The following is a 13,110-nucleotide window of genomic DNA, read 5'->3' as shown; positions in this document are numbered from 1 at the left end:
GCCTATTCCCCTCCGTTCTCATTATATTTATATACTTTCGTTGCACGATAATATAAGTAAATTAACAGAACAGAGAATAGAACAACGATAATCGATAACGCAGATCCAAACGGCCAGTCACGTGCACCTAAGAATTGGTTTTGAATAACGTTTCCGATTAATGCTACTTTCGATCCGCCCATCACGTCTGATACAACAAACATTCCGATAGAAGAAACGAATACTAAAATAGAACCAGTCGCAATTCCTGACATTGTCATCGGCACTGTTATATTCCAAAATGCCTTTATTGGTGTTGCTCCTAAATCATAAGCCGCTTCTAGCTTACGCTTATCTAGCTGCTCGATTGCTGCATACACTGGTAAGATCATAAAAGGTAATAAAGAATAGACCATTCCGAGTATTACAGAAGGAGTATTATATAATAAATTTAACGGTTCACTAATAATACCAAGCTTTAATAACAACGTATTCACAAGGCCTTGTGAACGTAAAATAACAATCCATGCGTATGAACGAACAAGAAAGTTAATCCAAAACGGGATCGTTGCCAATAATAAAAGAATAGAACGATATTTGCGGTCAACAATTGTAATTGTATACGCAAATGGATAACCAATTAATAAACATATTACTGTAGTAATAACTGCGATTTTAACAGTTTCCCATAACGTCCCTAAGTACAATGGATCAAACACACGGGATATATTCTCTAACGTAAATTGCATTTCTACTGTCCCGTAAGCTCCGCGCTGCATGAAGGCGAATCCTAATACGAATACGAGCGGGATTAGGAAGAAAATTAATAGCCACGCGACTGTAGGTAGTGCGAGTAATTTCCCTTTTTTCAATTTAAGGTCACCTCGTCCTCTTGCTCCCAGCCTACATATACATTATCTCCAATGCTCCACTGCGCTGCCTCTTCAGCAGTTTGATATGCCATTAGTAATTCTGATGTTTTCTCATCACGTACATAAAGCTTCTCCATATTTCCGACAAACTCTATATCTTCAATATGTCCAAGATGGTATTCTTTTAAAATTGGTTCTTCAACCGAACGTACTTTTACATTTTCAGGGCGAATTGCTACATAGCCTTCCCCGTTTTTCACAATATTATTTTCACCGATGAATGTCGCAACGAACAATGTTTTCGGCTTATTATAAATTTCTTTCGGCGTTCCGATTTGTTCGATATGTCCTTTATTCATAACCACGATACGATCGCTCATGCTCATTGCTTCTTCTTGATCATGCGTTACGTATATGAACGTAATTCCTAAATTACGTTGTAAGTTTTTCAATTCACGTTGCAAGTCTTTTCGTAACTTAAAGTCAAGCGCTCCAAGTGGCTCATCTAATAGTAATACACGCGGATTATTTACAATTGCTCTTGCAATTGCAACACGCTGCTGTTGTCCACCAGAAAGCTTCGCAGGTTTACGATTACGGAACTCAAGTAACTGCGTTAAACGCATTGCCTCTTCAGCACGCTCTTTCTGCTCTGCTGCTGATACTTTCTGCATTTTCATACCAAAACAAATATTCTTCTCCACTGTCATATGTGGGAATAGTGCGTAATGTTGGAACACTAGGTTCATATGACGCTTATATGGCGGCAAATCGTTAATTCTTTCATCATCTAATAAAAGATTCCCTTTAGTTGGAGTTTCAAATCCTGCGATCATACGAAGTAAAGTCGTTTTCCCGCAGCCACTCGGCCCTAAAATTGTTAAAAACTCTCCCTCTTTAATATCTAAAGAAAGAGGTGGGATAATCACTTGATTTCCAAAATGTTTTTCAACTGCTTCAACTTTAATAATCTTTTTCATTTTCCCGTCCTATCTACCTTAAATTTTAAATTTTAAATTTTTATATTCATGAATAAATATTTATGTTCTATAGACTATTTTTTGTTTCGATCCAAACAAAAATGGTTATTTAGCAAGCGTTCGTTTCTATTCTTTATGTAGTATGTTTGATTCATTTTCGCATGATACATAACGTCGAACAGAAAAACCCCTTCCATTGCGAAGGGGCTATTATCATACGGCTGCGCCTACTGATAAACACCATCATCATTTTAACAACTTTCGTATGAATTTTAAAGCACTTTTTGTAGAAGAGTAACGAATTTTCATGTCGAATGCTGTAGATTGGGCTAAAATGCTTTTATAATGTGAAAAAGTCCGAAAACTTTCTTTCCCATGATAACCCCCTAATCCACTACTTCCAACACCCCCAAAAGGTAAATATGGCGTGGCAAGATGATAGACAACATCATTAATACAGCCTCCACCATATGAAATATTACTCGTCACTTTCTTTTGTACTTCTTTATCTTCAGAAAATACATATAACGCTAACGGCTTCGGATGTTGCTGAATTGTGCCAATTACATCTTCTATGTTGTCGTACTCTATGATTGGTAAAATCGGACCGAAAATTTCATCTTCCATAACAGCATCTTGCCATGTAATATCCGCTAGTACTGTCGGTTCAATATGTAATGTATCTTTCTTATAGTTTCCACCAATTACGACTTGACCATCTTGTAAAAATCGACATAATCGTTCAAAATGACGTTCACTTACAATACGCACGTAATTTTCATTTTGCAAAGGTTCTTTACTATACTGCTCTGTAATTTCATGTCGCATTGCCTCAATTAGCTTTTCTTTCACAGAAGAATGCACGTACATATAATCAGGCGCTACACACGTCTGCCCTGCATTTAAAAACTTACCCCAAACAATTCGTCTGGCTGTCATCTCTATCTTTGCATCTTTATGTACAATACAAGGACTTTTCCCGCCAAGTTCTAACGTAAGCGGCGTCAACTGTTTCGCTGCTGCTTCCATTACAACTTTTCCAACGCCAACACTACCAGTAAAGAAAATATAATCAATTGGTTCCCTCAACAAAGATGTACTCTCTTCAACGCCACCTTCTACTACCGCTACAAGCTCTTCTGGGAATAACTCACCTAACATTCTCTTAAGCACTTTTGAAACGCTTGGCGTTAACTCTGACGGCTTTAAAACGATTGTATTTCCAGCTGCCAGTGCTCCTACAAGTGGTGCAATTGCTAATTGGAACGGATAGTTCCACGGTGCAATAATAAGCGTAACACCATACGGTTCTGGCACTACTCTTCCTTTTGATCCAAAATGAGTCAGTGCTGTTCGAACTCGCTTCGGTTTACTCCAAGATGACATATGTTTCAATTGAAAAGAAATTTCTTTTAATACATACCCAACTTCAGTTGTAAACGACTCGTGAACTGACTTATTTAAATCTAATTTCAATGCCTGAAATATTTCTTCTTCAAAACGCTGAATGCCTTCATAAAGTTTCTTCAAATTATTCTTTCTCATTTTCATGCTTCTCGTATGCCCTTTTAAAAAATATTCCTTTTGCCTACTTACAATAGAGGAAATACTCATTCACTCACCTTCTCCCACTATTTTTATCCAATTCTTTCATTATTTATATAGACTTCATATATAATAAATTTCTATTCTTAAAGTTACATTATATATGACTTTTTTAGCTATATAAAATTCATTGCTCAAAAAAAACTACCGAAAGAAAATCTCTCGGTAGTTTTACTGTATTAACGATATAAACGAACAGCACCTGCAGAATTATCATCAGCTTGTCCTACTACTTCAAACTTCAGACCAAGCTTCGGTAAAATACGTCCTGCATCTGGAATCTGTTGATTAATATACGTTTTAGAATCATCAAACTTTGGTACACCTGCTAAGCCATCATACGTAAATGTTCCACGCGTTGGAGATACAACTTTCCAAGCTGGCGTTTTGTCGAATGAGAACGCTGCATCAGCGATTTGGAATCGTGTACTACTCTTAACTGTTGGTTTACCATTTAAAGTACCAACAATTGCTTCTGGGTGAGAATCAACTACACCAAGGAAACCGTGTCCTGGATGTACACCAACCCAGTTATCTGTGTAAGCTGAATCTGCATACCATACAACCATACCAGTGTTATATTCAGGACCGCGAGCAAATTTCAACGCGTTATCTGAACCAGCATAGTTTCTCCACTCAACATAATAGTTATGTTTTTTCTTCTCTGTTCCGTTAGATACAACGAAACCGTCTAATTTTAATTGTGGTGTACCTTCTGCGTCATCAGAGAATACTACTTTCCCATCTACTGTTAATGAAGCATTATCAAGAGCGAATCCATTTAATGCTAAACCGCCATCAGTAATGTAATCAAATGTTAATTTTACTTTCTTACCTTTGAATTGGCTTAAATCATATGATTTGTCAATCCATTTTCCATTTGTCGAAGCTGCATTTCCGCTATTCGCTTTCTCACCAAGTCTTTCAATTAACGTTTGTTGACCGTCTTCTGTTACAGCATGTACCTCAAGGAAATCGTACTCTGCTTCAATTTCATATAATGATTTGAAATCAAATTTCGCAGTCGTTGCATTCGTTAAATCGAACAGCGGTGTTTCCATCTTCGTATGAAGATCATCACCTTTTGTACTGTAGTAATACTGTTTTCCAAATGCCGGCTCAATTGTTTTTATATCTTTGTCTGGTAAGTTAACACGAATCATACCTGGACGGTTAGATTTCGTAACACTTTGGTCTAAATATGTTGCTAGACCGATACCTTTATTTAATTTCTCGTAATCTACTTCTACGATATTTGCCCAATTACCACCGATTGTTTTTTGGAAATACTCTTTATTTTGTGGTGATAAACTCGTTGGTGTTGTTCCAGCAATTTTACCAGCCCAGCTTCCGCCACTCATAATAGACCAAGCTTCAATCGGCTCACCTTGACCGCTATATTGTGTATCATACTCATCTGGTAAACCTAAATCATGACCATATTCATGTGCGAATACACCAACTGCGCCATCTTCTGGTTCAATTGTGTAGTCGAATGCTGCCATCTTTCCGCCCCAATATGGAACTTTCGCTTGTGTACCTTCAATTGCGAATGGTTTTGGTCCAACTGTCCAGCGGTGTGACCAAATTGCATCATCACCTAATTTACCACCGCCAGCTTCTTGTCCAACACCCGCATGAATAATCATTAAGTGGTCAATTAAACCGTCTGGTTGATTTTTATTTCCATCACCGTTTACATCATATTGATCGAATTGATCAAACTGTGATAAATCAAGACCGCTATCTACAGCTGCTTTTAATGCGTCTTTTACTAGATCACGTGGCCCTTTTGGTCCTTTATTATCATGACCGCCGCTAGCAGCATCTGCACCGTAATCAGCAGCCTTACCAGGAACTGTCAACCATTTTGTAACTGTTCCATCTACAGTGTAACTACCACCAGATTGCTCTTCGTAATATTGTTTAAACGTTTCAATTTTACTTCCATCATCTAACGTGAATGGCTCGTCACCGAATAACATTTTTTCATAGTGTTCTTTATTAAAGTCTTCCGAATACATATAACCAGGTTCTTTATCAATATTGTTATGTTTGAAATCAGCGTACTCTACAAGTAAAACGAGTACTTTATCTTTACGAACTTCGCCGTTATACTCTTTTTGCTTTGCCGGAGAAGTTGGCACTTTACCGTTTAGACCACCTTTAACTGGGCCTGTCGCTGCGGGTGTCCCTGTTGCTGGTTGATTTAATTTTTCTTTCGTTTCTGCTTTCGCATCTTTCACTTTCTTTAAAAAGTCGGATGCATCTTTCGTAAGTTGGTCCCCATTCGCTGCTTCTTTCCCAGGATTTTCACCCTTTTTGTTCTCTACATACTTTTCGACTGCTTTCTTTGTTTCTGTCTCTGAAGCCTTCGAATCAATTACCCCACGTTTTTTTAATGCATCTGCTAAACGTTCTTCCGGAATTAAATGATCATCAACTGGGCTCGTAGCTGTTTTATTCACAGGCGTTTCAGCATATGCAGATTGAGTGCCAGCTCCGAATGAAAGGCCTAATACAGCTGTCAATGCGATTGATGACAAAACTTTGAACGGTTTCTTGTTCATCCCTTATTTCCTCCCCTAATAAATAATATGTATTACAAATTGAATTTTATTAAAAATTCAATATTTTTTCAATATTTAGTCATATTATGTAATGTTTTTAATATATTTGTAAAAATTTCATAGTTAGCATACGAATATATCACAATTCAACAATGTTTTCTGAAAATATTGAAAGTTTTTATCGAACAATTTATAATTTCCATAGAGGGAGTTTAATGGGGATTTTATCTTTGTTTCATCTACACAATATTTGATAATTCACTATATAAAACACAAAATCGGATTTCATTATCATGTATTCTGTAGCAGCAATTATGACCGATAATTAGGGAGGAATTACATTTGTACAAAGATAAGACAGACGCACTGGATCAAGAATGGATTGATTTAATACTTGAAGCTCTAGATGCTGGTATCGCCATGCAAGACATCGAGCAATTTTTCCAACGTATGAAGCCATCCAGTCAGGCTCAATAGGTTTGTTCTTTTTAACGAAGTTTATGTTATAATAATGACATCATAAGACAACTACATATTGATAGAAAGGTGCGCAAATATGATTGGAGAACGTATAAAACGCCTTCGTTTACAAAAAGGGATTTCATTAACTGAACTTGCCGAAAAAGCTGGCGTTGCTAAATCTTACATTAGTTCTATAGAACGAAATTTACAAAAAAACCCTTCCATTCAGTTTCTTGAAAAGATCGCAGCAGTTCTACAAATTCCAGTTGATACTTTACTTCATGATGAAACAACAAAGGAAACTAACCTAGACTCCGAATGGACACAACTCGTTAAAGATGCAATGAACTCTGGTGTCTCCAAAGAACAATTTCGTGAATTTCTTGAATTTACAAAGTGGAAGCAAAATCAAAAATAATAATAGAAAGAAGTGCTTACAACCAGCACTTCTTTTTCTTTATAAAAAAAAGCGGGAATACCCGCTTTTTTTATTATTTTTCTTCCCCAGCTTCTTGGTTAGCATTGAATGTCCATTCTAAATTCAATGTATCACCTTGGAAGATATTTTGGTCTTTTCCATCATCTACAAATTCAAATTGTACCCATAGATAATCCTCTGTACCAGCTGCTAATCCACCCTTTTCTCCCCACTCAGGAGCAAAGATATCTTTAGCTAAAAGATCTGGATCAACTTTTTGTAAGTCTGCTAAAGTTGTTTCGTATACAGGCTCACTTTGTTTATCCCAGTTCCAAAGGAATTTTACTTTAACGTGCTTACCAAAGTCTTCACCAGCATTATCACCTTTTGCATCTTTAACAGTATACTTTGTTGCTAATTTAACGTCTTTAATAGTTAACGAACCGCTGTTTTGTAATAAGAACTCTTTCTTAACAGAATCCCCTGGTTTTAAATCTTTAATATCTACAAGCGTCTTAGGGTTTAATGTAAGGTCTAACGTCCCAGCTGCAAATGTATTATTTGATACTTCTTTATCGCTAAAGAATGCAAATGTTCCTCCACCAATTAAAGCTAACCCCAATGCTGCTGATGCAACTCCCATACCTAATTTCTTTTTCAGACTCACAATCAATTCCCCCTAGCTTTTTTTTATATTTTTATCACTTATTTTTCAATAAGAGATGTAAAGAAAACTATATTAGCTTAGCTAATATGCGTTCTTTTTTAAAAACCTTATGTTCATTATAACGAACAACCCTATATAAACACAACACATATTTATTAATATTTTCAGTTATTTTTATTTCTCAATATTATTTAGACTTTTCAGAAAAAATAATGATAATTTATAACTTTTTTCACACTCAAATCATTTAATACTATAAGAAAAAAGAAAAACAAAGAGGTGAGGGCTAACGTTCCCTCACACTCGTATAAATATTACTAGCTTTGCTTATTCGTTCATAATCTCTTGCACCACATTCTTGTTTTCCAGCTGTTTCACTAAAGCAGTTACTCCGCTTTCTTCTGTTCTTCTATTTTCTTCTGTTCCTCTGCTTTCTTCTGTTCTTCTATTTTCTTCTGTTCCTCTGCTTTCTTCTGTTCTTCTATTTTCTTCTGTTCTTCTACTTTCTTCTGTTCTTCTACTTTCTTTTGTTCTTCTACTTTCTTTTGTTCTTCTACTTTCTTTTGTTCTTCTACTTTCTTTTGTTCTTCCGCTTTCTTTTGTTCTTCCGCTTTCTTTTGTTCTTCCGCTTTCTTTTGTTCTTCCGCTTTCTTTTGTCCTTCCGCTTCAATTGCAACGTTTAATTGTTGCTGAAGAGCCTGAATTTGCTCATCAATAGCTTTCAAGCTAATTTCTTTCTCAATATAGTCACGCTTCTCTTTGATACTGCGGAAGCCTTCATTTACATATATGGACACTTGCTGCATCGACTCATCTTTATTTACCTTTAATTCTTCTTGTATTTGATTGTAAGGAGCTTCTATTTCAGTATATACATTTTGCAGGGCTTCCTTCTCAGCAACAATTTTCTCACGCCCATGTTGCCATACAGAAATCGCCTGTTTTATTTCTTCAATAGAAGTTGCTTTCGATTTCCCCTTCATCGTTCCATACTCACGCTCAATAAACTGTTTATGTTTCTCAGATTGCTCTTTTAACGTATTAACTGTTTTCGGAAATATAATTGCTGTAGAAAGCGTCGCTTCTACTTTCATTTCATGAATGAACGCCGCTTCTGTATGTGTCATAATTTGAGATCCTAAATAAAACGTAATAGAACACATACACGGCAATATAAGCATCTTTTTAAAATTACGCGGTCTTTTCAGCATCTTAATCTCTCCCATCGAACATTACGTTCTTTATACAGAACATTATCTATATTATAGTAAAGAACTATTAAAATTGATAGACAAATACTAGAAAAATAGAAAAAGGGCTATCCATGTGATAGCCCTTTTTCTTATTATCTTTCTTCACCTGCTGTTTGTTGTGCATCAAACGTCCAATTTAATTGTAACTTATCGCCTTGGAATTGATTTTGATCTTTTCCATTATCAACGAACTCAAATTTCACTTTGAATTTATCAGATTTACCTGCTGAAATACCTTTTTCATCCCAGAACCAAGCCGATAAATCATTATCTACAGCTGTAAGTGTGTCACCTTTTAATTTATCTAAAGTAGTTTGTTTCACAATTGTCTCATGCTTATCTACATTTTTTAAGAATGTTACTTTAATATGTTTACCAAAATCATCTTTATTATCTTTCTTTACATCTTCTACATTATAATCTGTTTTCAGTAGAACCTTTTTAATATCTAAAGAGCCTTTATTTTCTAGTTTAAATTCTTTTTCAATTGTATCCCCAGGTTTTAAATTCGATACGTTAACAACTGTTGATGGATTTAATGCTAAATCCAGTGTTCCAGCCGCAAATGTATTGTTTGACACTTCTTTATCACTGAAAAATGCAAATGTTCCTCCACCAACTAACGCTGCTCCTAGTACTGCTGATGTAATACCCATTCCTAATTTTTTCTTTAAAGTCATGTCCATATCCCCTTAATATATATTTGTTAACTTCCTAAATGGAAAGTATAACCAAACAAACTAGACGGATTGTTCTACTTTTTTATCTTTCTTTTCTCCGTCAATGCTACGAATAGCACCAAAAATAGAAATCGCGGAATAACCAAGTAAAAAGACTCCTGGAATAATAAGAAGTAATGCTGCTCCCGCTTTTGAATTCGCATAATTCAGTAAATAACCAACATACGGAACTGTAATATCTGCATACTTTCCAACTACATTTTCTGCAAGTACTGGCTCTAAATCTGGTCCGTTGTTGTTATCCCCTTTTGTTTCATACATTACTTTTCCATTTGTATCTTTCACACCGATAATACGGTGAGTGATAATTTTTTGATCTTTCTCTTTAAAGGTAATAACATCACCTTTTTGATATTTAGAACCATCTTTGTTTGGTTCTATTGCAATGATTGATCCTGTTAAAAACGTCGGCTCCATTGATCCTGAAAGAACGCTCTTAAATTGATATCCCATAACTGTCGGATCACCACCACTCGCTTTTGAAGAAATAACTACAAAAGCTAAAAAAACCATCAATGCAAATAAAACAAATGAGATTGCGTTGCTAATTACCTTCCAAATTAATTTCATCGTCTCTCTCCCTCTCCGTTGTTTTATATTATTTGAAGTATGCAATATCCATTTTGTTCTTTAACAAGAACACAAGTAAATGATATAACGAACTTCAGGTTATTGCAATAAGAAAATTTACAATTATTAGTTAAATGTATTTTTAGCATAGAAAAAGACTGTGATAAAATCTCCACAGCCCTTTTTACTAATACGTTATTTTTCTTCTGTTTTCATTCCTTTTGTATTTCGGCGTAGCACTACATATAAAATGGCTCCAAATAATACAATCGCACCTATCCCAACACTTATCACTTTCACATTTGAACCTTTTACTTCAGGCGCAGTTGTATCTTTTTTAGGCATCACAAAAGTGACATCTTCTGTTGAAAGAACATTTACCGTCGCAATTGTTTGATTATTTTTCGTAATATCAACTGCACCAACTACCTCACCACGATGGATTCCTTTATGATACAAAGATTCTTTATCTAATGAAGCTGCCCGGAAAATAGTTTTCACATTTTTCCCTTCATCTTTCTTAAGCATAAGTTCTGCACTTTTTTCAAGTTCACTATTAATATCTTTATTTAAATATGTTGTTTTTTGATGCCAACTATGTTTATCTAGTACAGTTTGCTTCACAAATTGACCAAAAGAATAGTCCGCCATCTGCTTCAAATCTTCATAAATTTCAGGTCTTTGAGAAGCCATTACTACATTTATAATACGATTTCCATCTTTCTCATTTAATAAAACAAGTGTATTACGCGCTTCATTCGTAAACCCTGTCTTACCGCCAATGCTATATGGATTTTCAAAAAAATTAGATTTATTAAAAATAGACACCGTCTGCCTAGACGTCGTAACTGTCGTTCTTTTCGTATTCATCGCTTGTAAAATTTCAGGATACTTTTGCACACCTTTCGTAATCATAGCCATATCATATGGCGTCGTATAATGATTCGGATCATGCAATCCATTCGGTGTTACAAAGTGACTATCTCTCGCCCCTAATTGCTTGGCTTTCTCATTCATCATATTGGCGAAATTTTCAACACTCCCGCCAATCCGCTCCGCAATCGCATACGATACATCATTCGCACTCAGCACCATTAAAATCATAAGCGCAGTATTTCTATTAATTGTCTCCCCAGGTTGGAACTCAATTTGATAATTACTCTTCTCTTGATCTAATGCTAATTGTGAAAATGCAAATTGATCCTCTGGCTTCGTATGCTCCATGAGTAAAATCGCTGTTAATACTTTCGTCATACTAGCAGGAAATGCGCGGTGATGTGCGTTTTTGTCATATAAAACATCTCCTGTTTTCGCATCAATCGTCGTTGCAAACTGACTAAAAACATTCGGCCCTTCCGCAGGTGGTGGTGCAACTTGTTCTGGATTTACTCCAATATTCGTCTCAGCACGCAATGTTATAGGCGTCAAAAAAAACAAACAAATAACTGTAATAAAAACCAAAATTTTCTTAAAATTTACCATATGACTCTCCCTTTTCCATTTACTCCTTAACAAAATAATAAATCTACCAATCACATGTAATTTGTATTAAACTGGAAGAATTTTCACTATTTTTTACTATATCATATTTTTACGATAAAGAACATAAATATACAATAAAAATAAGAAGGAATTACTCTTTCTTATCCTTCTCATCAATCAACGAATCTATTAACTTTTGACTAGCTTCCTCGGGCGTAATCTCATCTGTTATCCCCATAAACGACCAACCTTTAGAATCGACCCACTCAACAAACTCTTGTAAAAATTCATCATGTGTAACATCCACATCAAGAATCGATCCATTAATCGAAATCGTTCTATTTCTAGACACGCGCATCTTGAACGTTTTTCTTACCATTACAACTTTTCTCCCTCTACTTCTGAATATTTATAAAGTGAAACTTTAATCAGCCCTCACCAATCAGGCTTTTACGAGCAGCCCGCCCCCCAACCTAACTTCTTTGCTTTTGCTGAATTTTGAGGTAAGGGATCTTACTGCCCGCAAATAGCGGAATAAAATAATCTTGTATCTCTGTTATACATGATTTTCAGTAAATTGTAAAAAGGATATATTGGCCAATTGGCATATTGAAACTGAAAATCTATCATTCTGCAAAAATATTAAATGATATGTAATTGATCATAAATGACTAAATAGATTCACATAAAAATAAAACAACTTACATTTCACCACACCAAATACAACTGACTTTCGTACAATGCAATGGAGTATACTAGAAGAAAACTTAAAATGAGGAGGAACCTCATGGCGCGTTGTACGTATTGTAAAACGAAGTGGACAATAAAAGATGTATGGTCAATACTCGTGACATTTGAAAAAGATTGTCCGTATTGTTTTGTGAGACAATATCTATCAAAGAAAACAGTGAACGCTATGCCAGAACTTATAAGCTTACCTTTACATTTCTTACTCCCTTTTCTTGTTGATTTGAGTGCTGAAGGTCCTTTGGATTGGTATCGTAAATAATATAACCTCTACATCCAAAGACTACTTTCTACTGAATTCGCTTCTCATCATTATTCCTTCATACATTACTAGCATAATCGCTTATACTTTCCCTTTTGAAGATCCTGTATCTCAGCAGAAAGGGTGTCCCCTGGACAAGGTTTATCAATTATGACTTTAATAAACGATGATATATGTATACTGTTAAACATAAAAAATTAGCATTAGATTCCACTCAAATATTAATTGAAACCCAACACTGCTTGTATTCTGTAATTCAGAATACAAGCAGTGGTTTTTATTATGCATTTTTGCATACAGTATGATTTTCTCTTGTAAATAGATAATAATGGTATATAATAAAATCAACGTTTTACCAATAAAAGGTAATAAAAAGCAGTGTGATAAGTAAATAACCAAAACGTATTAACAGATTTGCTCTATGTAAATCATGATACATATATGGAATCAAAACTATGAAATTATATGTAGAGGTTAGATTACTACAAGATGAAAGATTCATA

The 13,110-nt window shown here is 35.1% G+C and carries 13 protein-coding genes; 3 read left to right on the top strand and 10 right to left on the bottom strand.

What is annotated here, in order from left to right:
* Positions 1 to 2: 2 nt before the first annotated feature.
* The 4 genes from potB to inhA1 all read right to left on the bottom strand — a co-directional run bounded on the left by potB (position 3) and on the right by inhA1 (position 6,006).
* Positions 3 to 851: a spermidine/putrescine ABC transporter permease PotB gene (gene potB, locus MHI26_RS06690; RefSeq protein ID WP_000715500.1), complete on the bottom strand. Its 849-nt coding sequence runs from the start codon at positions 849 to 851 to the stop codon at positions 3 to 5.
* Complete coding sequence (potA, locus tag MHI26_RS06685) at positions 848 to 1,831, bottom strand: spermidine/putrescine ABC transporter ATP-binding protein PotA (RefSeq protein ID WP_000720333.1); 984 nt, start codon at positions 1,829 to 1,831, stop codon at positions 848 to 850. The genes potB and potA overlap by 4 nt, the downstream gene beginning before the upstream one ends.
* Positions 1,832 to 2,077: 246 nt before the next feature.
* A complete protein-coding gene (locus MHI26_RS06680; protein WP_061668018.1) occupies positions 2,078 to 3,445 on the bottom strand; it encodes an aldehyde dehydrogenase in 1,368 nt (455 codons plus the stop codon).
* A gap of 170 nt (positions 3,446 to 3,615) precedes the next feature.
* Complete coding sequence (gene inhA1 / locus MHI26_RS06675) at positions 3,616 to 6,006, bottom strand: M6 family metalloprotease immune inhibitor InhA1 (RefSeq protein WP_061668019.1); 2,391 nt, start codon at positions 6,004 to 6,006, stop codon at positions 3,616 to 3,618.
* A 342-nt stretch (positions 6,007 to 6,348) separates the two neighbouring features.
* Here inhA1 and MHI26_RS06670 point away from each other — a divergent pair, with 342 nt between their 5' ends.
* Both MHI26_RS06670 and MHI26_RS06665 read left to right on the top strand, forming a co-directional pair.
* Complete coding sequence (locus tag MHI26_RS06670) at positions 6,349 to 6,483, top strand: anti-repressor SinI family protein (RefSeq protein ID WP_000276219.1); 135 nt, start codon at positions 6,349 to 6,351, stop codon at positions 6,481 to 6,483.
* 79 nt (positions 6,484 to 6,562) lie between these two features.
* Positions 6,563 to 6,886: a helix-turn-helix domain-containing protein gene (locus tag MHI26_RS06665; protein ID WP_000578885.1), complete on the top strand. Its 324-nt coding sequence runs from the start codon at positions 6,563 to 6,565 to the stop codon at positions 6,884 to 6,886.
* A gap of 73 nt (positions 6,887 to 6,959) precedes the next feature.
* On the opposite strand, the gene calY is transcribed toward MHI26_RS06665, so the two are convergent.
* From calY to MHI26_RS06635, 6 genes are all read right to left on the bottom strand, one after another.
* The gene (gene calY, locus MHI26_RS06660) at positions 6,960 to 7,553 is read right to left on the bottom strand and encodes a biofilm matrix protein CalY (protein WP_000053713.1); all 594 of its coding nucleotides are present in this window, start codon (positions 7,551 to 7,553) and stop codon (positions 6,960 to 6,962) included.
* Positions 7,554 to 7,939: 386 nt separating this feature from the next.
* Entirely contained in the window at positions 7,940 to 8,764 is an 825-nt protein-coding gene (locus MHI26_RS06655) for a DUF4047 domain-containing protein (RefSeq protein WP_061668020.1), read from the bottom strand.
* A 134-nt stretch (positions 8,765 to 8,898) separates the two neighbouring features.
* Positions 8,899 to 9,486, bottom strand: coding sequence for a CalY family protein (locus tag MHI26_RS06650; protein WP_000172852.1), 588 nt, complete (start codon positions 9,484 to 9,486; stop codon positions 8,899 to 8,901).
* Between the two features lie 60 nt (positions 9,487 to 9,546).
* Positions 9,547 to 10,116 (bottom strand): signal peptidase I SipW, encoded by a 570-nt coding sequence (gene sipW, locus MHI26_RS06645; RefSeq protein ID WP_000767802.1) that lies wholly within the window; start codon positions 10,114 to 10,116, stop codon positions 9,547 to 9,549.
* Positions 10,117 to 10,311: 195 nt separating this feature from the next.
* Positions 10,312 to 11,598 carry a D-alanyl-D-alanine carboxypeptidase family protein gene (locus tag MHI26_RS06640; protein WP_000247019.1) on the bottom strand — a complete coding sequence of 429 codons (1,287 nt, stop codon included), beginning with the start codon at positions 11,596 to 11,598 and terminating at the stop codon, positions 10,312 to 10,314.
* Positions 11,599 to 11,749: 151 nt separating this feature from the next.
* Positions 11,750 to 11,977: a hypothetical protein gene (locus MHI26_RS06635; RefSeq protein WP_000251862.1), complete on the bottom strand. Its 228-nt coding sequence runs from the start codon at positions 11,975 to 11,977 to the stop codon at positions 11,750 to 11,752.
* A gap of 408 nt (positions 11,978 to 12,385) precedes the next feature.
* Here MHI26_RS06635 and MHI26_RS06630 point away from each other — a divergent pair, with 408 nt between their 5' ends.
* Positions 12,386 to 12,607 carry a hypothetical protein gene (locus MHI26_RS06630; protein WP_000090230.1) on the top strand — a complete coding sequence of 74 codons (222 nt, stop codon included), beginning with the start codon at positions 12,386 to 12,388 and terminating at the stop codon, positions 12,605 to 12,607.
* Positions 12,608 to 13,110 lie beyond the last annotated feature (503 nt).

The sequence above is a fragment of the Bacillus sp. FSL K6-1218 genome, assembly GCF_038006445.1.
Classification (GTDB): domain Bacteria; phylum Bacillota; class Bacilli; order Bacillales; family Bacillaceae_G; genus Bacillus_A; species Bacillus_A thuringiensis_S.
This window is presented reverse-complemented; position numbering and strand designations above follow the sequence as displayed.

What these genes read in the sequence shown, in the direction of transcription:
- potA (WP_000720333.1), bottom strand. Translation starts at nt 1,831, where the DNA reads ATGAAAAAGATTATTAAAGTTGAAGCAGTTGAAAAACATTTTGGAAAT.
- MHI26_RS06665 (WP_000578885.1), top strand. Translation starts at nt 6,563, where the DNA reads ATGATTGGAGAACGTATAAAACGCCTTCGTTTACAAAAAGGGATTTCA.
- sipW (WP_000767802.1), bottom strand. Translation starts at nt 10,116, where the DNA reads ATGAAATTAATTTGGAAGGTAATTAGCAACGCAATCTCATTTGTTTTA.
- MHI26_RS06635 (WP_000251862.1), bottom strand. Translation starts at nt 11,977, where the DNA reads ATGGTAAGAAAAACGTTCAAGATGCGCGTGTCTAGAAATAGAACGATT.
- inhA1 (WP_061668019.1), bottom strand. Translation starts at nt 6,006, where the DNA reads ATGAACAAGAAACCGTTCAAAGTTTTGTCATCAATCGCATTGACAGCT.
- MHI26_RS06630 (WP_000090230.1), top strand. Translation starts at nt 12,386, where the DNA reads ATGGCGCGTTGTACGTATTGTAAAACGAAGTGGACAATAAAAGATGTA.
- MHI26_RS06655 (WP_061668020.1), bottom strand. Translation starts at nt 8,764, where the DNA reads ATGCTGAAAAGACCGCGTAATTTTAAAAAGATGCTTATATTGCCGTGT.
- MHI26_RS06650 (WP_000172852.1), bottom strand. Translation starts at nt 9,486, where the DNA reads ATGACTTTAAAGAAAAAATTAGGAATGGGTATTACATCAGCAGTACTA.
- MHI26_RS06640 (WP_000247019.1), bottom strand. Translation starts at nt 11,598, where the DNA reads ATGGTAAATTTTAAGAAAATTTTGGTTTTTATTACAGTTATTTGTTTG.
- MHI26_RS06680 (WP_061668018.1), bottom strand. Translation starts at nt 3,445, where the DNA reads ATGAGTATTTCCTCTATTGTAAGTAGGCAAAAGGAATATTTTTTAAAA.